The sequence below is a fragment of the Pseudomonas sp. S2_C03 genome, from assembly GCF_054668405.1.
On record NZ_CP162766.1, the window covers coordinates 3,404,004 to 3,426,164 of the forward strand.

At 53.1% G+C, this 22,161-nt stretch carries 20 protein-coding genes and 5 pseudogenes; 17 read left to right on the plus strand and 8 right to left on the minus strand.

What is annotated here, in order from left to right; translation table 11 throughout:
- Positions 1 to 127: 127 nt before the first annotated feature.
- From AB4N64_RS15700 to AB4N64_RS15710, 3 genes and pseudogenes are all read right to left on the minus strand, one after another.
- Positions 128 to 832, minus strand: coding sequence for an acylneuraminate cytidylyltransferase family protein (locus AB4N64_RS15700; protein WP_460116802.1), 705 nt, complete (start codon positions 830 to 832; stop codon positions 128 to 130).
- A 199-nt stretch (positions 833 to 1,031) separates the two neighbouring features.
- The gene (locus tag AB4N64_RS15705) at positions 1,032 to 2,348 is read right to left on the minus strand and encodes a hypothetical protein (RefSeq protein ID WP_460116804.1); all 1,317 of its coding nucleotides are present in this window, start codon (positions 2,346 to 2,348) and stop codon (positions 1,032 to 1,034) included.
- Positions 2,349 to 2,833: 485 nt separating this feature from the next.
- Positions 2,834 to 2,965 (minus strand): annotated as a pseudogene (locus tag AB4N64_RS15710) (site-specific integrase); the annotation flags it as partial.
- Between the two features lie 486 nt (positions 2,966 to 3,451).
- Between AB4N64_RS15710 and AB4N64_RS15715 the strand changes: the two are divergent.
- The 5 genes from AB4N64_RS15715 to AB4N64_RS15735 all read left to right on the plus strand — a co-directional run bounded on the left by AB4N64_RS15715 (position 3,452) and on the right by AB4N64_RS15735 (position 9,293).
- Complete coding sequence (locus AB4N64_RS15715) at positions 3,452 to 4,768, plus strand: type II toxin-antitoxin system HipA family toxin (protein ID WP_460126769.1); 1,317 nt, start codon at positions 3,452 to 3,454, stop codon at positions 4,766 to 4,768.
- Positions 4,765 to 5,199 carry a helix-turn-helix domain-containing protein gene (locus AB4N64_RS15720; RefSeq protein WP_460116806.1) on the plus strand — a complete coding sequence of 145 codons (435 nt, stop codon included), beginning with the start codon at positions 4,765 to 4,767 and terminating at the stop codon, positions 5,197 to 5,199. Before AB4N64_RS15715 ends, AB4N64_RS15720 begins: the two co-directional genes overlap by 4 nt.
- A gap of 195 nt (positions 5,200 to 5,394) precedes the next feature.
- A complete protein-coding gene (locus tag AB4N64_RS15725; RefSeq protein WP_460116808.1) occupies positions 5,395 to 6,180 on the plus strand; it encodes a hypothetical protein in 786 nt (261 codons plus the stop codon).
- 1,170 nt (positions 6,181 to 7,350) lie between these two features.
- Entirely contained in the window at positions 7,351 to 8,478 is a 1,128-nt protein-coding gene (locus tag AB4N64_RS15730; RefSeq protein WP_460116809.1) for a GmrSD restriction endonuclease domain-containing protein, read from the plus strand.
- Positions 8,475 to 9,293 carry a HEPN domain-containing protein gene (locus AB4N64_RS15735; protein WP_460116811.1) on the plus strand — a complete coding sequence of 273 codons (819 nt, stop codon included), beginning with the start codon at positions 8,475 to 8,477 and terminating at the stop codon, positions 9,291 to 9,293. The genes AB4N64_RS15730 and AB4N64_RS15735 overlap by 4 nt, the downstream gene beginning before the upstream one ends.
- A 60-nt stretch (positions 9,294 to 9,353) precedes the next feature.
- Here AB4N64_RS15735 and AB4N64_RS15740 read toward each other — a convergent pair whose 3' ends face one another.
- A complete protein-coding gene (locus AB4N64_RS15740) occupies positions 9,354 to 10,361 on the minus strand; it encodes a phage portal protein (protein WP_460116813.1) in 1,008 nt (335 codons plus the stop codon).
- Positions 10,361 to 10,915: pseudogene (locus tag AB4N64_RS15745) on the minus strand (phage terminase large subunit family protein); the annotation flags it as partial. The pseudogene AB4N64_RS15745 and the gene AB4N64_RS15740, both read right to left, overlap by 1 nt.
- Here AB4N64_RS15745 and AB4N64_RS15750 point away from each other — a divergent pair.
- Positions 10,904 to 11,875 (plus strand): annotated as a pseudogene (locus AB4N64_RS15750) (contractile injection system protein, VgrG/Pvc8 family); the annotation flags it as partial. The pseudogenes AB4N64_RS15745 and AB4N64_RS15750 overlap by 12 nt on opposite strands.
- Positions 11,876 to 12,257: 382 nt before the next feature.
- Here the strand turns inward: AB4N64_RS15750 and AB4N64_RS15755 are convergent.
- Both AB4N64_RS15755 and AB4N64_RS15760 read right to left on the minus strand, forming a co-directional pair.
- The gene (locus AB4N64_RS15755; RefSeq protein ID WP_460116814.1) at positions 12,258 to 12,824 is read right to left on the minus strand and encodes a hypothetical protein; all 567 of its coding nucleotides are present in this window, start codon (positions 12,822 to 12,824) and stop codon (positions 12,258 to 12,260) included.
- Between the two features lie 30 nt (positions 12,825 to 12,854).
- Complete coding sequence (locus AB4N64_RS15760) at positions 12,855 to 13,202, minus strand: helix-turn-helix domain-containing protein (RefSeq protein WP_273921151.1); 348 nt, start codon at positions 13,200 to 13,202, stop codon at positions 12,855 to 12,857.
- Between the two features lie 86 nt (positions 13,203 to 13,288).
- Between AB4N64_RS15760 and AB4N64_RS15765 the strand changes: the two genes are divergently transcribed.
- The 9 genes and pseudogenes from AB4N64_RS15765 (at position 13,289) to AB4N64_RS15805 (ending at position 18,765) form a co-directional block, all read left to right on the plus strand.
- Positions 13,289 to 13,501: a DNA-binding protein gene (locus AB4N64_RS15765; RefSeq protein WP_448647209.1), complete on the plus strand. Its 213-nt coding sequence runs from the start codon at positions 13,289 to 13,291 to the stop codon at positions 13,499 to 13,501.
- Positions 13,502 to 13,530: 29 nt separating this feature from the next.
- Positions 13,531 to 14,004, plus strand: a complete 474-nt coding sequence (locus tag AB4N64_RS15770; protein WP_460116816.1) for a YmfL family putative regulatory protein — start codon at positions 13,531 to 13,533, stop codon at positions 14,002 to 14,004.
- On the plus strand, positions 14,001 to 14,294 hold the full coding sequence (locus tag AB4N64_RS15775; RefSeq protein ID WP_460116818.1) for an Ogr/Delta-like zinc finger protein: 294 nt from the start codon (positions 14,001 to 14,003) through the stop codon (positions 14,292 to 14,294). The genes AB4N64_RS15770 and AB4N64_RS15775 overlap by 4 nt, the downstream gene beginning before the upstream one ends.
- A complete protein-coding gene (locus AB4N64_RS15780; RefSeq protein ID WP_460116820.1) occupies positions 14,291 to 14,665 on the plus strand; it encodes a hypothetical protein in 375 nt (124 codons plus the stop codon). The genes AB4N64_RS15775 and AB4N64_RS15780 overlap by 4 nt, the downstream gene beginning before the upstream one ends.
- A gap of 70 nt (positions 14,666 to 14,735) precedes the next feature.
- Positions 14,736 to 14,981 carry a hypothetical protein gene (locus tag AB4N64_RS15785; RefSeq protein WP_175390546.1) on the plus strand — a complete coding sequence of 82 codons (246 nt, stop codon included), beginning with the start codon at positions 14,736 to 14,738 and terminating at the stop codon, positions 14,979 to 14,981.
- Positions 14,982 to 14,986: 5 nt separating this feature from the next.
- Positions 14,987 to 17,784: pseudogene (locus AB4N64_RS15790) on the plus strand (toprim domain-containing protein).
- Positions 17,785 to 17,810: 26 nt separating this feature from the next.
- Positions 17,811 to 18,113 (plus strand): hypothetical protein, encoded by a 303-nt coding sequence (locus tag AB4N64_RS15795; protein WP_460116822.1) that lies wholly within the window; start codon positions 17,811 to 17,813, stop codon positions 18,111 to 18,113.
- Positions 18,114 to 18,151: 38 nt separating this feature from the next.
- Entirely contained in the window at positions 18,152 to 18,289 is a 138-nt protein-coding gene (locus tag AB4N64_RS15800) for a hypothetical protein (RefSeq protein WP_460116824.1), read from the plus strand.
- Positions 18,290 to 18,488: 199 nt separating this feature from the next.
- A pseudogene (locus AB4N64_RS15805) lies at positions 18,489 to 18,765 on the plus strand (pyocin activator PrtN family protein).
- Position 18,766: 1 nt separating this feature from the next.
- Here the strand turns inward: AB4N64_RS15805 and AB4N64_RS15810 are convergent.
- Positions 18,767 to 19,891, minus strand: coding sequence for a site-specific integrase (locus AB4N64_RS15810; RefSeq protein ID WP_460116825.1), 1,125 nt, complete (start codon positions 19,889 to 19,891; stop codon positions 18,767 to 18,769).
- A gap of 102 nt (positions 19,892 to 19,993) precedes the next feature.
- Between AB4N64_RS15810 and dusA the strand changes: the two genes are divergently transcribed.
- Together dusA and tal are read left to right on the plus strand one after the other, a co-directional pair.
- Positions 19,994 to 21,004, plus strand: coding sequence for a tRNA dihydrouridine(20/20a) synthase DusA (dusA, locus tag AB4N64_RS15815; protein WP_460116826.1), 1,011 nt, complete (start codon positions 19,994 to 19,996; stop codon positions 21,002 to 21,004).
- 194 nt (positions 21,005 to 21,198) lie between these two features.
- Positions 21,199 to 22,125, plus strand: coding sequence for a transaldolase (tal, locus tag AB4N64_RS15820; RefSeq protein ID WP_460116828.1), 927 nt, complete (start codon positions 21,199 to 21,201; stop codon positions 22,123 to 22,125).
- The last annotated feature ends 36 nt before the right edge of the window (positions 22,126 to 22,161 follow it).

Here is a 22,161-nt window from a genome sequence, read left to right on the forward strand (position 1 = left end):
CCAGACGGCCATTGATGCCTTGGACATCAATGGCCACTTTCAATGAGACTCGGGTAATCCCGGCTCCTGCCTGCCTATCAAGAACCCTTAGCGCATATCAAGTAAAAATCTTTCTTAACTCAACACTTCATTTAGCTTTGTCTATCGCTATCTGCTCCAGAACACGTTCAGCAACACTCCAATCCTCAGGAGTATCAATATCCAGCGACTCTGTGTTACTAGTTATCACTAGTGGAATAGTGTTGAGACCTAAAAATCCTTTCTGTTCTCTAAGAAGTTTCGGCGAGAGCAGGTAAATTGAACCAGTCAAAGTGTATGCAGGCTCTAGATCCTGAGAGCGCTTGGATAAGTTATCCCATCCGAGAAAAGGCGTCATCGTGTCGCCTTCCAGCTTGAAACACCAAGCAGGATGAGAACTCGCCGACGCGACACTGACTATTGACCTAGATGTATCCTTGCGGAACTGCAGCACAGCGCGCTGGATGGATTCTGCCGTACGAAATGGCGAGGTGGGTTGCAATAGCATCACACCATCTACAGATCCGTTAGCGAATTCGTACTCATTGAGCACGTGCGTTACTACATCGAAGCTGCTAGCAGTGTCAGTCGCCAAATGGGCTGGCCTGATATTAAGTACATTGCCGCCAAACTCTCTGGCGATGGCCGCAGTCGCCATATCATCTGTCGAGATTATCACATCGGTCACAACGCCACTTTGCAGCGCTGCTTCAATTGTCCAGGCGATCAACGGACGCCCACCCAAAATCTTAATATTCTTTCCAACTAGACGCTTGGAGCCGCCCCTCGCGGGAATGATTGCAAGTATTTTCATTTCCGCTCCACAGTCTAAACACCAATTCTACTGATTTTTCCTTTTACTCCCAACCCTTCAGACAACGGACGAGTCGGCTTCCACGTTTAGAGCTTGCGGGACAAGCCAGCATTGAGCATTGCATAACGCTCGGCGCTCACTCAACCTCAGCACTTGTCAACCCCCTGGCGGAGTCGCCTGACTGGTCTGACGGGAAATACTAGATCGGCCGCGACATTGATCTGCCCCCACGAAAAAACCAGCCATTTTGAATACTTAACAGGCGGCAATAGCCGACATACCCTGCGAAAATGCAGAGCACGATCACGAGCAGGCGGGCATTAAATATTCCACCTCTGGCGATGAGCGTGAAGGCGATCCCGCTGAACAGTAAAGTGAACGAGGAGATGCTTGGGGTTCTGGTGCGCCGCGAGATGCCAATGAACATAAGAGTCTGACAGATCGCAACGACGATCCAATCCGCGTAGAACGCCCAGTGACCAAGATGCATGAGCAAATTGGCCTTGAGCGGGAATGTGATGTTCGTACCGCGTTTTGCTACATCGGGATAGATTGCCCTCGTTTCAGCTGTAGATATAGGCTTGTTTGGCATTAGCCTGCGTGGGACGAAAGCCACCAGTGCGTCTTCGGCTGCATATGCACGGGGCTCGATATCGTGATTTTTAATCGCGAGCAAAACGTCTTCTGAAATGAATGCAGCGTTGTAATTCAGATCCTCGTAGCTGTCTGTGGGGGCAACCCGAGCCTCATTCATATTTTCAGCCTCAGCCTCAGCCTCAGCCCCAGCATTCGCTGCGCCTCCAGGGACCGGCGCTTCATGTGAGGCGACCTCGGCATAATCAGTCGGCGCGCGCATATCGGTAATGAGGAAGAACGACGTACCTACTGATGCAATTGCGAGACCCGACGCCATCAAGAACTTCACGAGGCCAATGCGTTGGTACATCAGCATTACGATGAACATGAGTACGAAAAGGATCAAGATCCCACGCCCACCGCTAAAGGACACTATGAGGATACTCAACATGAGGAACACACCGTTCCTCTTCGTGACACCGCCGAAATACATGTCCATTAACTGAAGGAACAAAGCGGCATACATCGCAAGAATCATCCACGCTCCGCCATCGGTAGCCTTGAAATTGTAGGTATGGTACTCCAGAAGAATATTAGCCGGAGAGAGCGTACCTAGAACGCTATAAATATTGAGAGCCATTAGACTGATTATGCCAATCAAAATCAGCATAAGAGTCAGCGTCGATAGAGGTTTGCGGGTTGGGGAAAACTCATCACAGGCGCCAAACCGTCGCCCCACAACCACCCCTAGCACAGCCACGAGCGATGCACAAATCATGTCTACGATCGCCGCCCCATTAAAGTAAGCAGATGTGAGCAACGGGTATTTTTCAATGTCCAGATATCGCCCGATAAACAAGATCTGATAGGCGACATAACATCCCAACGGTCCCACACATATCAGCGCTACTTTCTTCGTTTTTTTGTTGAATATACTCATATCGTCCTGTTTGGAGGTATTTCCGGAGCATTACCTGTTGAAGCATGGGCAAACCATTAGGCAGGCAATATCGGTAATGTAATCAGATTTCTATGGCACGGGCGTGATTAATACATCTAGTTACGTCTTAAGCTGGCAGCTCGACGAGCATGCCGGTTTTCTGCGTCCAACTCCATCGAGCTATTCAGGGCGCATTCCTACATGTTCTGAGCACCGGTAAAACTCCGATAAAGCGGCCGCCGAAGCTTCCCGCCGTAGTGGTCAATACCGCCCACTCAGAGTAGCTGGTCACCCTCAGGATCACCCTTTTACCGCAACCTTGAGCCTTATCTGACACGGGCTGGTGTAGACTCCTGACCAGCCTCGGCTAGAAAAGTCGCCTGCCATTTGGAGATCGTTTCTCCGCCAGCGAGCCATCGCGCCATTGGAGAATTTCGATGCGCGCCGGCATTTCAAATGTGCATGCGCATGGGCGCGTCCTCTCAAGCCTTGGCGAGCTGTTTTCGGGCGAAGGTCCGACTCTCTTGGTAAACTTGCACTCCGTCGCGCTTGATGCGGATCTAAGCGGCATACCTCACGGTCCCATCAGCCAGTGTTCTCACCTTGATAGTCGCCATATCGGCAATGGTACGCGTGAGTCTCGAAGTGGTACATCGCGCCACTGAAACTCAGAAAACGCCCCAAACACTCAAGATTTCGCTAAAAACACGTTGGGCAAAATGGTAAAAAATATTGATCCCAGGGCAGTAACCCCAAGCTCTGCGCTGTCTCGAAAGTTCTCCGTTGCCCCGATGATGGATTGGACCAACTGATTCCAAAAGCCTTAAAAATAGGGACTACATAAGTTTTCGCTTAGGCCTGTACCATTTATGTACCATCGGGAGTCATTTGGGTTTACGTGTCATAAGGTATTAAACGATTCATCAATAGCGATTTAGATAAGCCGCTCCGGGTCAGTTACGGTCACCTCCGCGGGTAGAGAGAATCAGCATTATAATACTGGTTTTATGCGTCCACCCCACGCCAACCGGAATTATATTGCTGAAAATGAGAGATTAGCCCACAATAATCGGCATCATAATTCCGATTGGGTTGCGCGCATCATGCCAGGGCACATCACTATCCAAACATATGTTGAAGGCCAATGGCACGATGCCATGGTTCTTTATACGTCGGATCCTCAGAAGGTTGAGGCGTCGCGCTGCAGTGTGTCTTACGATCCGAGCTACTTGGTCGAATTCATCGACAGGTTAGAGACGAGGTTCGAACCAGCTATCAGCGTAAATCTTCCACTGAACTGGAGCTCTGTTGATAGCAAGGGATTCCCCCCGTTTGTATACGACATCATGCCGGCTGGCGCCGCGCGCAAGTCACTAATGAAACGTTTCTCTGGCGAAAAACCCGATGAGATGGACTTGGATTTTTTCCTTCTAGGCCGCTGCACGCCCTCGCCTATCGGGCACCTGCGTGTGAAGGAGTCTTTCGAACATATTGATCAGACCCGCAAGGAGGCCTTCCCACGCAGGGAGGTAGTAGACAGAACCAACGACTTCCTTGAGTACGCCTATGAATCAGGTGCTGCGCTAGGCGGCGCTACAGGTGCCCAAGGAGAGGCTCCAAAGCTGATCATGGTTGAGGGCGTAGATGGGGCTCTTTACGCGGATGCCATGCTTCCTGACGAGCTTGCTTGCCGCCACTGGCTAGTGAAATTTGCTCGCAACCAGGCGACTGAACGCGATAAGAACATCCTGCGGGCCGAGTACCATTACTACAAAGCTGTCTCACATCTTGGTTTGAACACGATATCTACGGACGGGCTTGTACTTGAAGAAGCCGATAAGCCGAGCTTATGGATGCCACGCTTTGATCGGCGAGTTAACAACGGTGAAGTGGAAAGGATACCGGTCGAGTCGATTTATTCGGTGTGCGGAAATACGACTCCTGGTTCAAAGATGAATCATGAGGACGTTATTCACAGCCTGATCAGTCTATGGATTACGAATGGGCAGAAGGGAGAGCTTGAGGAATTGGTGTTCGAATACCTGCGGCGCGATCTGCTTAACCGGATCCTCGGGAACTCGGACAACCACGGCCGTAATACGGCGATTTTCAGACATCGGGGCAGATTTGAACTGGCACCGATCTACGATCTCGCTCCTATGGTGCTTGACCCCGAAGGTATCACTCGAGTAACCAAGTGGGAGTCTGAGCACAAGGGAAGTCCGAACTGGAGAACGATCTGCGGTTTTTATTCGAATTTTGTTAGCCCTGATGCGCTCTTTGAGCGTCTGCTTGGAGCAGCAGAGGCGTTCCGAGCTTTACCGGATCTGCTGGTAGATCTTCCAGAAGAAGTGAGAAAAGCCCAGTCTGTCCCCCTGAATAAGTTGGATATGCACTTGGCTGATTGGGGTCTTCAATGAATGCGATCACACCAGAGCTTCGCAAGAAGCTGATTGAAGACATCATGCAGCAGCATGATATGGGAAATGAAACTTTGGGAACCTCTATTCGCCGACTACGACTTGAGGTGACCGGTTTCGACCAAGACACCTTTGCTACTATGTGTAACATGTCGACCAAGGCCTTGTATCTGATCGAGAATGACAAAGGAAACCCGACCCTCTCTACCGTCGAGGCTATCCTTAGGAAGTTCGGGCTGCGCCTAGGCTTGACGATGAGAGCCGCAACGACTTACACACCGCCGTTAGGACAGCACAAACTTGTATCTCAATCACCTGCTCGCGGCTCCAGTCCTCATCGGACGCATGTGGGTCAGCTGAGTAGAGTTGCTACTCGCAAGGCTACTGCACAGACCAAGATCAAGGATGGCGATAAGGACCCGACCAAATGAGAGAATGGTCTGTTCCGGAACTAGAAAGGTAAAGCTACCGCTCACGTACCGGAGCACAAACTCCATCGGGCCGAAATCACCCAAACCGCTCTCAATCGCTACGCTTTGCTAGCTCCAATAGCCAGATGAGCGACTGCTATAAACGCGATAGCAAACGAGCTCTATTTATAAACATACTCTGAAGGAATCAGCCCGGTGAAGATTTTTACGATGTGTATGGAGTGCCAAAAAGAAATGGGGCACCCTTCTTTTGAACCGATAATTGCTGACTATTACGATGAGGCGCTAGCATTAGTTGAGTGTTCAAAGGGACATAAGTCGGCACTTTTACTTCAAAGCCAAAAATTTGAAGTTTTGCTTGAATCAGCAGCAAACGCCTTAATTGAAGGATATACAATAGAAGCTGCATCTAGCCTATCTTCGGCATATGAGCGCTTTTTCGAATTCGCAATAAATGTATTTTGCAAAAAATACAACATACCCAAAGAAAATCTTGAAGAAACTTACAAACAAGTTTCCAAGCAATCAGAACGTCAAATCGGGGGCTTTCTGTTCCTTCATCTTCTTGCATTCGGTAAAAATTACGCACTTAACAAAAAAATTCCGGAACTAAGGAATCGAGTTATACACCAAGGCTACATCCCAACACCAGACGAAGTAATAAAGTTCGGCGAGTTGATCTATCAAGAAATACTCTCCATAAGCATGCTGATAAGCTCTAATCTTGCTGATGAAATGCGACAAGTAACAATGGACACCTTATTAGCACGTACCGAAAAGATCCCTATGGACATGCCTCGCGCAACTTCATCAGGCACAATTTTTTTCTCATTAAGTGCAGCAGAGAACAAAGGGAGCTTTCAAGAAGCCCTCACCAGCTATAAAGAAGCTGTAGAAAAATTACGCGATTCAGTGCCATACCTACGTATCTTGAGTAAAGCGGTAGGGTTCTATACAAGTCTCCGCAGCCCCGGAAAATAACTTACTCACTTGACCACCTCGTTATCAGGTTCCCAAGCTGATAACGAGGGTTCGATTCCCTTCACCCGCTCCACTATTCTCAAGGCCTCCAGCGGTGCATGTACGTGATTGCATTCAGTTGGGGGCTGTATTGGGGTCCGTTTGTGTGTTTGCACGCACAAAACAGCAGATGGACCTGGCCAGCACCCACCCCCTAGGTGCTTTCGGCATTTCATGTTGACCCCTCGGAAAACGGTTAGGACGGTTAGTTTTTTGCCACCCCCCCCCTGAAAGCCTTGTACTACACGGCTTTGCGGCCGATGCCATAGGTTAGCTTTAGGGTTATGAGAGGTAATTTCCTAACCTTTATAACTGTTAAAAATCCATTAAATAAAATCCTTATAAATCAGCATCTTACAATTTAATAACCTCAAACCTAACCATAACTAACCCTCCAAAGTTAGCGCCCAAGCCCAACAAACACGGGGCCTGCAAAGCAGCCATCCCCCCATTTTCAAAAACTAACCCTTTCCCCGAGCCACCTCACAGAATTGCCCTGAGACTGCGCTCCAGCCACGCCCTCAAAACAGCCTACCCCTCGCAGGGATTCGCAGGCTTTTTCACCCCTATCAATGCCAGAGCAAGCGCAGCCAGGCCCGCGCCGCAGCACCTGCAGGGCGTGCAGAAAAAGCGGCCTATTTAGCCCGCAGGCGTGGCGGGGGGACGACGGCGCGCGCCAGGTGATTGCTCATCGGTGCCGGCGGACAAGAAATCCATTCGACTCGGGACAATGCGGCACAGCAAAACCGCCCACACAAATAGGCGCAACGCTGGACTTTATTGGTTGGAACCCCCATGATCAGATAGGAATTTTTTAATTTTAACGCCTGTTTAACAAGACGAAATCTTTGCCAGCCTTACCGGTACTCGCGCAATTCTCATGGCCTTATCGCGCAAAGGTCATGCTGCCGTAAAGGGCCAAACAGGGAGGTGTGAACTGATGCCGAAATCTAACTCATTAAACGCTCTGCCTCGCCTGGAGAAGTTGTATCAGCGGCATAATTCAAATCTCTTGTTACTTAGAAACCATAGTTCCTTTTGCCTTCAATCTCCCGCGACAAATACTAATCCTTTACACGAGTTAACTCACCGACTCGTGTCGACCGTACAAAATTAGCTAGCGAGCACACAATGTCAAACCAACAAAAAAGCCTGAAGTCGACACTTGATCTAATACAACAGAAAGCTCGTGAACGCACAGTTAAAACTCAGAATGTTGAGTATGACTTGTTCTCGCTGCAACGATTGATTACAAAAAATATAATCAAATTAGACCCTGATTATCAGCGCAGGCATCGCTGGCCAATTGAAACATCCTCCAGATTAATTGAGAGTTTGATTCTGAATATCCCCATCCCTATAGTCTTTATTTCTCAGGACATAGATGTGGATGAGGAAATAGGAGAGACAATCTCCCGCTACACCGTAATTGACGGCCAGCAAAGACTGACAGCGATTTATAATTTCCTAAACAACGACTACGCTCTAGAGGGCCTAGAGGCGCTGCCAGAACTCGATGGAATGCGATATAACGACCTCCCTCCTTTCTTACTTAGACGATTAGAAGAGAGAACAGTAAAATGCTTACGAATTGATTCAACGGTCGACGAACAGGTAAAGTTTGATATATTCGAAAGACTGAATACCGGCTCAATCAAACTCGAAGCCCAAGAGCTTCGAAATGCGACCGCCCGCGGCCCGTTTAACTTACTTATCAAAGAGCTTGCCAAAAACAAAAAATTCCGACAGATCATTCAGATAAACGAACACAATCCGGGTGAAAGTTCTAAAGTAAAAAAAATGGAAGACGTAGAATTAGTCTTGCGATTTTTCGCTTTAATTGACAAGCGCTACTTGTTACTAAAGAAAGGCTTTAAAGATTTTCTGACGGACTCACTGAACGAATTCAATCTTCTCTTGCCAGAAGAGCTAGATGAAGCCAGCAAAAAATTCATAGCGACTGTCGATTTTATACACGATGCTGCAGGCTCTATGCCTTTCGCAAAGTACCGGCTGGATAAAGGCGAATTTAAAAAAATGTCGTCATTCAATGCGGCCGTATATGACGCGGTTATGGTCGGCACTGCAGAGTGCTTATCGACCGACGAGATGAGAAACCCCGCGAACCAGCGCAAGCTAGATAATTATATTCAGTTATTCGCAGATAATGATTTTTTCGCGGCTGTGTCAGGCAGCGTTAATGATGCGGCAAAAGTAGCGACCAGAATTAATGCTATGATAGGGTTCATAGATAAATGAGTACAGCCACGTTTGAAGTTGCCATGTCTATCTCCTCCAGACTTGGCGAGTTGAAAAGGCTGGTCACTCACGCCATTTTTAGTAGGGACGAACTGAAAGACGAGCTTATTTACAATTCCATTTGTCGCGCCTGCTGTATTTTGATCGCCTCGAATCTTGAAGGATTCCTCAAGGAATTATCTAGAAGCCTTGTCTTGGATTTAAACTACTATCTGAAAGATTTCTCGAAGATGCCTTCGATTATGCAAAGGGCTTTTTGCGAAAAAATAATTTATTTTGAAGGGGTTCCTGAGGTAGAGCACCAAAAAAGGACAAATCAGCTTATGGAATTCTTCAAAAAAAATTCTGTCCAAATAGATCTTCATGCAATTAGCTACAATCAAAATCCAAATAAAAACCCAACACCCAGCTTTATTGATAATGCTTTTGAAAAAATTGGCATACACTCCATGCTGAACACGCTAACTGACAGCAGCCTGGAGGACATCTTTAAGAACAACGGAGCACTAAACTACAAGCTACTCCGCGACATGTCTCGTTATAAGTCCAACCTATACACTTTCCCCTACAAAAAAACGCCTCCCGAATATTCATTCAAATTAATTAATAAAACAGAAAAAAAGAACATGCCAAACAACACTATTTGGCACAACTATATTGATGAAATTCTAACAAGACGTCACAGCATTGCGCACGGTGACACATTAAACAATGATACGACTGCCGAACAACTGGATTCCGACATTACCAAGCTTGAAATCCTCATGTATGGCCTCATGTACTCAGCTACATCACAAGTTTCCACACAAGCTTGACTTAGGTGCAAATATTAAGGGATGGCTAATTCAACATTAGAAATCCCTTATTCTTTCGCTCTATTTAGATTCAATAACCTCGAAGGGTTTAAATCGGATAACTTCTTCACCTAACCATTCGTTGATTTGCAGCAGACGCGCCTGCAGCGGCTCCAGTTCGTTCAGCCCCCAGACTTGGGCGGCTTCGCGCATCGACCCGAAGCCCCCCGAGTTCTGAGGCACGATGCCCATCAGTTGTGGATAAATCCGCAAGGCCGCGAGCAGATCGTCGCGACTGATGTTTTTGATCGAGCCGAAATCATCTTTGGCCGCGACCTCGCTGATGGGAATCAGTTGGATGCCGTCTTTCTTCCCACCAGGCGCATACATGAACAGGTTGCGGAAGTTGCCCGGGCCTTTGCTGCTCTTCATGGCACCGCGCAGGTCAGTGACGAAGTCTTCGTTCTGTGCCGCATCGGTCATGTACAAAATGAAGCCCGCATGGCTGCCGTTCTGGTAGTACTTGCGCCGGAACAGGGTCGCCGCTTCGTTCAGCAAGGCGCTCTGCAGCGCTGACAGCCACTCGGGTAATCCGTAAATCTCCTGGTTAATGTCGGCCTCGCGCAGGTGGCAGATGCTGTCTTTGCGAAACTCATGCTCATCGCGCCAGCCACGCACCTGGAAGTAACTCCCCTCCTCGACGCCACGGCGCACAAACTTGGCCATGGCCGGCAACAAACCCAACGCCTGTCGCAGCATGTTGTCGCGCTTCTCCAGGTAGGTGTTGCCACACCAGATGAAATCCAGAGCCACCTGCTCGAAGGCTTGGCGGCTCAACAGTTTGTGCGGGATGAAGGTTCGAGCCAGGGCATTGCGTTTGAAGTTGAGTCCCGACTGCAGATACACGCTGGCCCGGGTCGACTTGGCCAAACCATCAAGCGACAGCGGCGGTTCGTACCAGCGCCCGTTCGACCAGCACTCCAGGTAGTCGAGGATCTCCCGGCCATCGAGCACCGGTACCGGATCGCCAAAAGTGAATGCATGGGCCTGACTCTGCGCAGGCAGCGCCTCAACCAGATCGGTAGTCATCAACAAATCTCCATGATGCCGGTGTTGGCAGCGGTCTGCCCTTCCAGCGGCTCGTTGTGCAGGGCGTGGAACAATGCCCACGCCAAGTCGGCGTGACCGGTTTCGTCATTACGTCCGGCCGTGTAAGTGAACTGCCGCCCGGAAGCGGTGATGGTCTTGCGGATGGCCATCAGGCTGGAGGCCATGTCGGTCCAGCCGGCATCGAATTCGAGGCGTCCGTTCTTGATCACGTCATAGGCCTTGAGCACCAGACGGGTTTTCACTTCGGGCGAATAGCTGAACGTGGTGACGGCCGGGAAGAACTGGCGCACCAGCTGGGCCACGCCGCTGCCCAGACCGGTAACGTCGACGCCGATGTAGGTCACCCAGTAGCGCTTGGTCACCTGGCGGATGGCCTCGGCCTGCGCCGCAAAGTCCATGCCCCGGAACTGATGACGCTCAAGCACGCGGAACTTGCCGCCCGGTACCAGCGGCGGTGCCACCACAATCAGTCCGGCGCTGTCGCCGGTTTCGGCCGGGTCGTAGCCGACCCAGACCTGCCGATCGCCAAAGGGACCTATACCGTCGACGAGACCGAGCACAGCGGTGCGCCTGACCAACTCAGCATCCGCGCCCGGAGCGCGGATCTACGTGCCGGCCTAAAGGTCAAGCGGGAGCGCAGTTGGCATGGCCAAACATTGAAGGCCGTCATTGAGGCCATTGCCGGGGCGTACGGTCTCGGTGCCGTGGTGAGCGCCGCGTTCAGCGCGCTCAACCTTGCGCACCTTGACCAGGCCAATGAGTCCGATGCCAACCTGCTCAGCCGTCTCGGGATAGAGAATGATGCCATCGCTACGGTGAAAGCCGGTCGCCTGCTGTTCATGCCCGTCGGGAAATCCATCACGGCTAGCGGCCTGAATCTCCCTCACATCACCCTCACGCGCCAGGACGGCGATCAGCACCGTTTCCTGCAGGCCGATCGCGATAGCTATACCGGCGTGCGCGCCTTCTACTACGAGGTCAACAGTGCGCAGAAGAAAGAAGCCATTGCCGGCGGCGGGGAAAATCTGAAGGACCTGCGCCATACCTATACCGATCAACAGAGCGCGCTGATGGCCGCTCGCGCAGAAATGAGCAGGCTGCAGCGCGGTACCGCCACTCTCAGTTATACGCTGGCCAAGGGACGACCAGATCTGACACCCGAGCTGACTTACTCTCTGGTGGGAATCAAACAGGAGATTTCGGATGTGGTCTGGTTGGGCGGCAACGTCAAACACAGCTTCACACCGGATTCGTTTACCACCAGTTTGGAGCTGGAGTCCAAGCTGCCGGATGAAGAGGGCGTGAACGAGCTGGCCGACGCATCGGACAACTTCACGGGAATTGTCGCCTGGTATCGCGACGAAAAGACCGGGGAGCAAAAGCAACTCACCGAGGGAGACCAAAGCAAACCTAGACGGCTCACGCATCTATACGAGAGCAAAGCATCCGCGAAAAGGGCAACAGAGCGGGAGTTCAAACGACTTCAGAGTTAAGGAAACCCACCGAAGGGCGGGTCTGCAGACAGGTCAACAAACGATGACCTTAGGGCCACCCGCCTCCACTTCGCTCGACTGTTGAACTGACACCATGGCTTGCAGGACCAGGAAAATACGGTTCCGGTCATCCGAAGAGAGGCACCGGAACCCGACGATCAGGTCTCGCTCCAGCTTTGTTACGGGCTCCATTGTTGTAAACCCGTGGACTTTTGGGTGGGCGGGGACGCAACTCGATTCCATGGTGGGCTTGCTCCATTACTGTATGCGCATACAGTACATTTTTCGGCAGATTTCGCCAATGGGGAGAACCCCGTAATAAAAAAGCCCAGCCTAGGCTGAGCTTTGGGATACGGCTCTGGTGACGTCGTCAAGAACAGCGCTAGGCCTGTTTTGCCTTCAACTCCACCAGCAATTTGTCGATATTTGGCTGCTTGTAGTAGAGACTTTCAAAGTCCTTGGTCCAGTTATCCAACTGAATCGTGCCCATTTGTTTCGGGTCTACGAGTTCTGAAAAATCATCGACACGAATAAATTTTTGAACAGCCGCCAGTGCTTGCGCCCTCGTGACCGTCACCTTCACGGTGGGGCCTTTTAGGTTTTTCGACACATGACTTTTGAGGTCGATCTCAATCGGGTATGCAGTGACCTGGACTGAGTCGACCGAAGTATGTACGAAGGTCCGGTAAACACCATAAAGCGCAGCACGCTGTACTTCGTACCGAATATTTTCTGGCAAATCGCCAGGCACTACCTGAGGCGCAAACTGCACATGCAGCGGTTTGTCCGCCACGACTTTGAATGTGCCGTTTTCCGCAGAAAAATCCCCAAAATCCTCGACCATAGCTGGGAGGCTGTCGAAGTGCTGCGCCTCCAGAGCATGAGCCGTGAGTGATATGGATGAACTGAACGCAACTGCCAACGCAATTTTCTTTGCAATCCCAAGCATCAAAACAGATTCCTTATCGTTAGTTACAGGCTATGTACGTGGCGCTGGTGTCTGGGTTTTAGCGACGGCCGACATGGCAAATGCCATGCGTCGAAGCGACTCTTTATCGAAGTCCGGGAGTTCTCTTAGATACGAAAGCATCTCCATCTCATAGGGTGAAAGTTGGTCTGCATGGACCGGAGAGCGCTCACCAAACAGGACATAGTGAATGTCCATCCCGGCTTGTTTAGCCAGGAGCAGATAAGTGGCATCAGGACTTCTTTCGTCCTTCTCATAGTTCAGCTGAGTGTTCTTCGCGACACCGCACGCAACAGCCAAATCCGTTTGAGTAACGCCCAGCCGTGCCCGCTCCTCACGTAGCCGAGCTCCAATGGTCATCAAATTTGTACCCCTCAGGCTTGACAGTCCCAATTAATTGGGACAACATCGCCATAAATCCACACCAAATCACACGAATTAGCACTATGCCGAACGCAGCTATCACCGAGCAAGCACTACAACGTGCCAGAGGAAGGTTGGTTGAGCAGGGACTGTCCACTGCTGAATTCGCGAAACGACACAACCTCAACCCAAGCACCGTGTATGCGGTCCTGAATGGGCAGAAAAAGTGCCTCCGCGGTGAAGCTCATCGGGCAGCCGTTCTGCTCGGGATCAAAGACGGCGTGATTACAAACTAGGGCCTCTGGCTCACGGAGGAAACCAGAAGATGAAACGCCCAGTGCTAGAAACCAGACGCCAAGTAGTAAGCGCGGTTGTCTGTGCTTACCCAGGTGGTCGTGAATGCGCCGCAGCGCGCCTCGGCTACGAACTCAAAAAATTCGATAACCACGTCTACGAAAATGCCGGTAGCCGCCCGCTGAGCGACGATCAGATTCATATGCTCGAACGAGACGCTGGAACCAGCTTTTTCCCTGAGTATGTGGCATCCCTTTACAGCGGCATGTTCGTGCCGATCGTTGCCCCTGAAACCCTGGACAACATCGAGTTGTACAGCCGCTCGGTCAGCACAGCTGCCAAGCGAGGGGTAGTCGACCAGATCATCGATAAAGCGTTGGCTGATGGCGTCATCGAGAAAGGTGAAGCAGCTGCAATTCTTGCTGCTCACAGCAAATATCTGAGTGCTCGCCATTCCGAGGTGCTCGCTACGATCCAGTTGCACAGCAAGGAGGCTGACCAGTGAGCACATACAAACTTGTTTGCCCCCACTGCATGGGCCGCATGCGAATTCGCACCAGTGAAGGCACTCATATTTTTCTGCGCGTGGCATACCTGCAATGCGTCAACGAGGCCTGCGGCTGGTCGGTCCGCGCCCAGTTTGAAATGACTCATGAAATGAGTCCGAGCGGCATGGCTAACCCCGCCGTTCGCCTTCCTGTCGCAGATGTTGCCCTACGCCGCGCCGCGATGAAGTCAGCCAACGATCAACCCGATTTGCTGGATCAACTGGAAATGGAGGCCTCACTCGCATGAACGCCATCACCTTGACGATCAATCCCACCAATGACTATCGCGCCGCCATGCAACAGGCTGCCGTGGCCTACCTTTACCGCCAACACGGACAGCACCTGTCCGGCGATTGCCAGCTGATTGAAAACTGCAAACGCTACCTCGCCCAATCACTCGAAGTATCCGAGCACCTGGTGCAGCGCATCGCTGAACTGGCAGTTGCCGAATTCGAAAGCATGACCACAAAGCGTGTGGCGCTGTTGGGCATTTATCCGGCAAGCAGTGCCTATCGGTACTTGGTCTGGTTGCTGGATACCCAAACCCAGAAGCGGTACCCGGTACCGGCGCGCTTCTTACCAGCGCGCTTGCTGACCTCCCGCGACACCTCGAACTAACTCTGAACCGCCCCTGCCATATGCCCGCCTTGCGTGGGTAAGGGGAAACTGCACTTTACTGGTGGCCGAAATGAGCAATATCACCATCCAACTGGAGTTGAACCAACAGCAGGCAGAGCAATACCTGCAATGGCTCAATAGCCAGTACGACACCACCATGGCCGACGTTTGGTACTCCGATCGTTATCGGAATGTACCGCGTGGCCAGCGAGCTCCAAAGGTACTCCAGGACATCCCGCACCTTGCCGGCATTTGCCGTACTCGCATTGAGCTGAAAAAGCAGCTCGACTCCAACGCTGTGGAGCGTGCGCAGTGAAGACCATGGACCACCAACTGCGCGCTGATGTACTGCAGCGGCTCGAGGCTGACTTCGGTCTGCAGCATATGGCCGGCACGCAATACATGCGTAAAGGGACCTGCCCCCAGTGCAACCAGCGGCGGCTATTTTCCCGCTACGACGAGCCGTGGTTCATCCGCTGCGGCCGTGAGCAGAAATGCCGCTATATGGAACCAGTCAAAGAGCTGTACAGCGACCTCTTCGACGACTGGAGCAAACGCGCACCGGCCACCGACGACCAGCCCGCTGCCAGCGCCAAGGCCTACTTGACCTTCGCCCGCGGCTTCGACATTGGCCAGATTGAAGGCTGGTACTCCCAAGATCATTACTTTGATCGGGATCTGAACATCGGCTCGGCCACTGTTCGCTTTCCACTCGACAAGGGCGGCTACTGGGAACGCCTCATCGACAAACCGAACCGTTTCGGCAAGAAGAAGGCGCGATTTAAACCCGGTGAAAGCTACAAGGGGTTTTGGTGGGTGCCGCCCTGCGTCGATCTTCTGCAGGTAGATGAACTATGGATTGTTGAAGGCATCTTCGACGCCATTGCCCTGGTGCAAAACGGCATCCCCGCTGTTGCTGCACTTTCCTCGAACGCCTATCCAGAAGAATCACTGAAAGCCCTGATCACCTCTCGCGCCGGCAAAACGCCGAAATTGATTTGGGCATTGGACAACGAACCAGGTGCGCACAAATACACCCGCATGTGGGTCCGTCAGGCGCGTGACCTTGGCTTCACATGCGAGGCTGCGCAGATCCCACAACCCGACTCCCGCAAAGTCGACTGGAACGATCTGCATCAGCGCTGGGCATTCATGGATGACGTCGAAGCCCGTACCCAGCGGATCGACAAGGAGCTGGACGACGCCAAGCACCACGGCGCCCTGCTGATTGCAGAGAGCGCTGTAGAGAAAGCCTTGCTCATGTACCAGTGGCGTGAGCGTGAAGAGTTTCACTTCGGTTTCGACTCCCGCCTGTACTGGTGGAAGTTGGACATCTCGAAGTTCAACAGCGCCATGCAGGCACTGGATGCCAGCGACAACCATGAAGACCAACAACTGAATGACAAGGCACGCCGCGCCAAGGCGCTACGCATGTCCGGCTGCGTGGTCGAGATCGCCAACTGCTACCCCAAAGCCCTGTATTTCCAGCGCAACGAGATTACCGACGAGTCCTGGTACTTCTTCCGCGTCGACTTTCCCCACGACGGCGGCTCGGTGAAAAACACCTTCACCGGTGGCCAAGTCGCAGCAGCCAGTGAATTCAAAAAAGACTTCTCGGCATGGGTGCCGGAGCCGTGTTCACCGGCAGTGGACAACAGTTGGACAAGATCATGAAAGACCAGCTTTTCGGCATCAAAACCGTTCAAACTATCGACTATGTGGGCTACAGCAGAGAGTACGGCTGCTACGTTTTCAACGACGTCGCCATTCGCGACGGCCAGCTAATCACCATCAACGAAGAGGAATTCTTCGAGATGGGTAAGTTGAAGCTCAAAAGCCTCCAAAAAGGCGTGAAGATCGCGCTGCAGAAGGACGCCAAAGACTACGACGTGCGCTGGCTGGACTTGCTTTGGCAATGCTTCGGCGCTCAAGGCACCGTGGCGCTGACCTTCTGGTTCGGCTCGCTGTTCGCAGAGCAGATCCGAGCTCGGTATCAGTCGTTCCCTTTCCTGGAAGCCACCGGAGAGGCCGGCGCCGGTAAAACCACCCTGCTCACCTTGCTGTGGAAATTGTTGGGCCGCGAAGGTTACGAAGGCTTCGACCCATCCAAATCCACCAAGGCTGGCCGTAGCCGCCTGATGGGCCAGATCTCCGGCATGCCAGTCGTGCTGCTGGAGTCGGACCGTAGCGGCGACGATAAGGCGCACGCCAAAACGTTCGAATGGGACGAGTTGAAGGACTACTACGGCGGCGGCACGCTCGCAACCAAGGGTGTAAAAACTGCCGGCAACGAAACCTACGAGCCGCCCTTTCGCGCCACGATCGCCATCAGTCAGAACGCACCTGTTGTGGCTTCCGAGGCGATCATGACCAGGATCGTGAAGCTGCACTTTGTGCGGCCAACCGTGACGGCTGAAAGCCGTGCGGCGGCGGACCTGCTCAACTCCCTTGAAGGCGCAAAGCTCAGCAACTTCCTGCTGCAGGCGGTACGCAAAGAGTCAGAGGTGCTGGAGCTGTTCGCCAGCCGCATGCCCGGTTACGAAGCCAAGCTGCGTACCCTTCACAGCCACTGTTTCGCGTGCGAAACGCCATTCAAAGATGAACAGAGCGATTGTGGCCATTGCGGCAACAAGCTACGCGGCTACATCCGTGTGGAGCGGATCAACAAGAACCACGCCCAGCTGCTCGCCTTGCTCGATTGCCTGCGCCTGGTCATCCCCCTCAGCGAGCCACAAATCAGCCATACCCGCACCCAAATCATCCGCATGGCAATCGAGCGTCAATCCTCGATCAGCTCGGATCACCCGGTAGTGGCTGAGTTTTGGGAAGTCTACGAATACCTCGAAGGCCTGGACGCTGACGGCCCGGTGGTCAACCACAGCAAGAAAGACCACACCATCGCGATCAACTTAAACGACTTCGTCAAGTGCGCGGCCGAGCACCGCCAGAAAGTTGCCGACATCAGCGAACTGAGGGAGCGCCTCAAGGACTCCCGATCTCGGAAGTTGATCGACACGAACAAGGCAACCGACAGCGCGGTACGTGCTCACCAGGCCAAGCACTCCAACGCCACCATCACGAAACAACCCATTGTGAAGTGCTGGATTTTTAACGCGTGATTGCGGATCGCCGACAGGACAGACGAATGCAAATTCAAATACTCGCCTGCAATGGCACAGCGGCAAACCTACAGGACCGCGTCACCGAAGTGATGCGCCAGATGGGCAACGATCACCGGAAAACCGTACAGGCCGACGCCTACGGTGCTGATGGCCTCGTTGACATCCTGGAAGTGCGCGCAACGAACGGTCAGCGCGAGATTTTGGTACTGAGCTGCTCGCGACAGCAGATCCAGGCGGTACTGGATTGGCAATCGAGCAGTGAGGACAGCAACGAATTTGAAGGTTTGGAGCTGTACCTGGTGCGAAAGCCAGACAGCGACATGTAACGCCGGCTGCAACCGGCCAACACTGAAAGGAGAGAACCATGCAGCGCACCAACGAAACAGCCCATCGAGGCAGCAGGGAGTTCTTGAGCAACCTGATCAGCACGATCGTAACCATCGTACTGATCGCTATCACGGCGATTCAGGTACCTGACGTCCTGATTTGGCTCGCCAAGTAAAAAAAGATGGCGCCGAGGGGCTGCAACCCCTCGACGCCGACCACCACTGAAAGGAGAGAACCATGCAAGCTCAAATCCAAAATGGCGGTGTCGCCGAGGCTACCACGAACTCATTTTGCGTTGGCGATCACTTAGCCTGCTACGCCCTGGAGGTATGTGGCACCGATTTTCGGTCGGATGTTTGCCAAGGAGACGCGCTATGAAAACGTTGTTTGTATTGATGGCCCAATATGATGGCCAAGTGGTGATTCCTCTGGATCGTGTGTGTAAGGATTACTTCACTCATCTCACCACGGAGATGTTCCAACGCAAAGTGGGGGGCAGGACAAATCAAAATCCCTATCACGCGCATGGAACCGAGCCAGAAAAGCGCAAAAGGAATTCACATCGCGGACCTTTCCGAATACTTGGATGCCCAGCGCGCTGCCGCCGTAAAAGAAAGCAATCAGTTGAACAGCGCGCCACGCAGTAGCTAATTTATTTGAGCGTCCTGGCGCCCAATTTTACGGGCGCCAGTAGAACTTTCTTCAACCACTTCCAATTGGCGTACACGTCACCCCGACCACGCAGATGGGTGTAACGACGCATCGAATTCCAATCCCTGTGCCCTGAAACGCTAGCGACTCGGGGGATATCCCAATCCATCTCGAACAAACGGCTAACACCTTCATGGCGCAAGTCATGGAAGTGAAGATTCTCAATGCCCAAGATCTTGCAAGCGCGGCTCCAGGACGTGGACACGGATTCAGCGCTATAGGGAAAGATCTCGGGGAGCGACTTTGGCATTGTTTGAAGAATCGCCCAGGCCTCGGGCGGCAAATGACACCAGACATCGTTGCCGATCTTCTGACCAGGATTCTTCATGTCGCGCACCAACACTCGTTGGCCTTGCTCGTCCAGATCCGCCCATTGAATGCGCGTAATCTCCTCCTGGCGACGCGTTGAGAACAAAGCAAACGCAGTCATCTTGAGCATGTTGATCGACGTGGGTCGGCGGGCTTGAATCCCACGAAAGTGGGTCAGAAGTTTATCCAGCTCATCCAGGGTCGGACGTCGGTCGCGCTCTCGACTTTTCATGTTGTAGCCGAGCTTCTTCAGCACCTTTCGGGCGTCCGCCATTGCGTGCGGGTTAACCTCATAACCCCACGCAGGCCGAGCAATCGAAAGCACAGCACCGAGGTGGGCGAGATCGTTACCGGCCGTCTGAGGTTGGACGGCCCCACCCTCCTTGCCCATGCGCCACAGCGCATACTCCACCAACTGCTGACTGTTGATCTCTTGGTCGTTGAGTCTTCCCAGGTACGACTCACTGATCGCCTTGAGCGTCGCCAGTTTGGTTTTGCCCAATGGGCGGACCTTTTCCATTTCGACCAGGTAACGGTCGATCATTTCTTTGACCGTTGCGCATTGGCGGTTTGCCCGTTCGATAGCGCCAGGTTGGTCCAGTTCGGTCTCCCGCTTTCGAACCCAGGCCTGGGCGGCCTGTTTTCGGGCAAAGGTCTGACTCTCTTGGTAAACTTGCGCCCCATCGCGAAACAGGCGTATCTGTGCCGTGTAACTGATGCTGCCGTCGGTGCGTTTCCGTGCTCTGATCGTGGCCATGGTCAACTGGTACAATTGTGAAAGGTGTTGGTACATTGTACCAATGACCTCTCAAAAACGCCCATTTACCCCCGAAAACTGGCATTGAACACGTAGAGCAAAATGGTACAGAAATCAGCTACATCTGCAGTAAATTCAAGCTCTACGCTGTCTCGGCGGTTTTCCGTTGCACCCATGATGGACTGGACAGACAGACACTGCCGCTACTTCCTGCGCCTGCTCTCCAAAAACGCCCTGCTCTACACCGAAATGGTCACCACCGGTGCCCTGCTCAACGGTGATCACGAGCGTTTCCTGCGCCACGACGAAGCCGAGCATCCGCTTGCCCTGCAACTGGGCGGCAGTGTGCCGTTGGACCTGGCGGCCTGTGCGCGCATGGCGCAGGAGCATGGCTACGACGAAGTGAACCTGAATGTCGGCTGCCCCAGTGATCGGGTGCAGAACAATATGATTGGCGCGGTGTTGATGGGGCATCCGCAGTTGGTGGCCGATTGCGTGAAGGCCATGCGTGATGCGGTGTCGATTCCGGTGACGGTCAAGCATCGCATCGGCATCAATGGGCGCGACAGTTACGAGCAGTTGTGTGATTTCGTCGGTACGGTTAGGGAGGCCGGGTGCACGAGTTTTACCGTGCATGCGCGGATTGCGATTCTGGAAGGGTTGTCGCCCAAGGAGAACCGGGACATTCCACCGTTGCGTTATGACGTGGCGGCGCGCCTTAAAGCGGATTTTCCGGAGCTGGAGATCATTCTCAACGGCGGGATCAAGACGCTGGAGGCCTGCCGCGAGCATTTGCAGACGTTCGACGGTGTGATGCTGGGCCGCGAGGCGTATCACAATCCTTATCTGTTGGCCGAAGTGGATCAGCAACTGTTCGGCAGCACGGCACCGATCATCAGCCGGGCCGAGGCGCTGGCGCAGTTGCGACCTTATATTGCGGCGCACCTTGATGCGGGCGGGTCGATGCACCACATCACCCGCCATGTGCTGGGGTTGGGCACCGGCTTTCCGGGTGCACGCAAGTTCCGCCAGTTGCTGTCGGTGGATATCCACAAGACGAAAGAGCCCCTGGCGTTGCTCGATCAGGCGGCGCAGTTGCTGGAAGGACGGTAGGCACGATCACGCTCGCCGTCGCTCGCATTGAACCTGTACGCGGTTTTGTCATCGTATTTATCGACACCTCGCCCCGCCATTCAAACAGCCGTTTTTCAGGTTGTTGCCGCCGGGGCCTTCGATACGTACATGCACCCTTGAGTGGCTGTCAGCGCTCGGGTAATGTCATTGGACCCATAGGACAGAGCACGCTCATGACTTCCAAGCTGGAACAACTCAAACAGATGACCACCGTGGTTGCCGATACCGGCGACCTGGATGCAATCACCCGCGTCAAGCCGGTGGACGCAACTACCAACCCCTCGCTGCTGCTCAAGGCCGCAGCCATTGCCGGCTATGCCGATCTGCTGAATGAATGTGTCAGCGACTGCAAAGGTGATGTAGGCCTGGCCAGCGACCGCTTTGGCGTTGCGGTGGGTCAGCAAATTCTGAAAGTCATCCCTGGACGCATCTCCACCGAAGTGGATGCGCGCCTGTCGTTCGACACGGACGCCATGCTCAAGCGTGCGCACCGCCTGATCGAGCTGTACGACAAGGCCGGCATTGGCCGTGATCGCGTACTGATCAAGATCGCGTCCACCTGGGAAGGCATTCGCGCTGCCGAGATTCTGGAAAAAGAAGGCATCCAGACCAACCTGACCTTGCTGTTCTCGTTCGCCCAGGCGGCGGCGTGTGCCGATGCGGGTGTGTTCCTGATTTCGCCATTCGTGGGCCGAATCTACGACTGGTACAAGAAAGCCAACGGCAACGACTACACCGGCGCCGATGATCCGGGCGTACAGTCGGTGACGCGCATCTACAACTACTACAAGTCCAATGACTACAAGACCGTGGTCATGGGTGCCAGCTTCCGTAACCTGAACCAGATCGAGCAATTGGCCGGCTGTGACCGCCTGACCATCAGCCCCGACCTGATCGACAAGCTGGCGGCGGACACCGGCAAGCTGGAACGCAAACTGGTGCCGGGCAATGCCGGCGAAGCGCGCCTGAGCCTCAACGAAGCGCAATTCCGCTGGTTGTCCAACGAGGACGCAATGGCAACCGAGAAACTGGCCGAAGGTATTCGTCAGTTCGCCCGGGATCAGGAGAAGCTCGAGGCGCTGTTGCAGGCCAAGCTGTGAGCTGATCTGTAGCCATGCAAAAAGGGCGAACCCTGG

Excerpts from the sequence above, each read along its gene's own strand:
- AB4N64_RS15765 (WP_448647209.1), top strand. The coding sequence starts at position 13,289 with ATGCCGAACGCAGCTATCACCGAGCAAGCACTACAACGTGCCAGAGGA.
- AB4N64_RS15715 (WP_460126769.1), top strand. The coding sequence starts at position 3,452 with ATGCCAGGGCACATCACTATCCAAACATATGTTGAAGGCCAATGGCAC.
- AB4N64_RS15720 (WP_460116806.1), top strand. The coding sequence starts at position 4,765 with ATGAATGCGATCACACCAGAGCTTCGCAAGAAGCTGATTGAAGACATC.
- AB4N64_RS15760 (WP_273921151.1), bottom strand. The coding sequence starts at position 13,202 with ATGACCATTGGAGCTCGGCTACGTGAGGAGCGGGCACGGCTGGGCGTT.
- AB4N64_RS15740 (WP_460116813.1), bottom strand. The coding sequence starts at position 10,361 with ATGACTACCGATCTGGTTGAGGCGCTGCCTGCGCAGAGTCAGGCCCAT.
- AB4N64_RS15730 (WP_460116809.1), top strand. The coding sequence starts at position 7,351 with ATGTCAAACCAACAAAAAAGCCTGAAGTCGACACTTGATCTAATACAA.
- dusA (WP_460116826.1), top strand. The coding sequence starts at position 19,994 with ATGGTACAGAAATCAGCTACATCTGCAGTAAATTCAAGCTCTACGCTG.
- tal (WP_460116828.1), top strand. The coding sequence starts at position 21,199 with ATGACTTCCAAGCTGGAACAACTCAAACAGATGACCACCGTGGTTGCC.
- AB4N64_RS15705 (WP_460116804.1), bottom strand. The coding sequence starts at position 2,348 with ATGAGTATATTCAACAAAAAAACGAAGAAAGTAGCGCTGATATGTGTG.
- AB4N64_RS15735 (WP_460116811.1), top strand. The coding sequence starts at position 8,475 with ATGAGTACAGCCACGTTTGAAGTTGCCATGTCTATCTCCTCCAGACTT.
- AB4N64_RS15700 (WP_460116802.1), bottom strand. The coding sequence starts at position 832 with ATGAAAATACTTGCAATCATTCCCGCGAGGGGCGGCTCCAAGCGTCTA.
- AB4N64_RS15810 (WP_460116825.1), bottom strand. The coding sequence starts at position 19,891 with ATGGCCACGATCAGAGCACGGAAACGCACCGACGGCAGCATCAGTTAC.
- AB4N64_RS15800 (WP_460116824.1), top strand. The coding sequence starts at position 18,152 with ATGCAGCGCACCAACGAAACAGCCCATCGAGGCAGCAGGGAGTTCTTG.
- AB4N64_RS15795 (WP_460116822.1), top strand. The coding sequence starts at position 17,811 with ATGCAAATTCAAATACTCGCCTGCAATGGCACAGCGGCAAACCTACAG.
- AB4N64_RS15770 (WP_460116816.1), top strand. The coding sequence starts at position 13,531 with ATGAAACGCCCAGTGCTAGAAACCAGACGCCAAGTAGTAAGCGCGGTT.
- AB4N64_RS15785 (WP_175390546.1), top strand. The coding sequence starts at position 14,736 with ATGAGCAATATCACCATCCAACTGGAGTTGAACCAACAGCAGGCAGAG.
- AB4N64_RS15780 (WP_460116820.1), top strand. The coding sequence starts at position 14,291 with ATGAACGCCATCACCTTGACGATCAATCCCACCAATGACTATCGCGCC.
- AB4N64_RS15755 (WP_460116814.1), bottom strand. The coding sequence starts at position 12,824 with ATGCTTGGGATTGCAAAGAAAATTGCGTTGGCAGTTGCGTTCAGTTCA.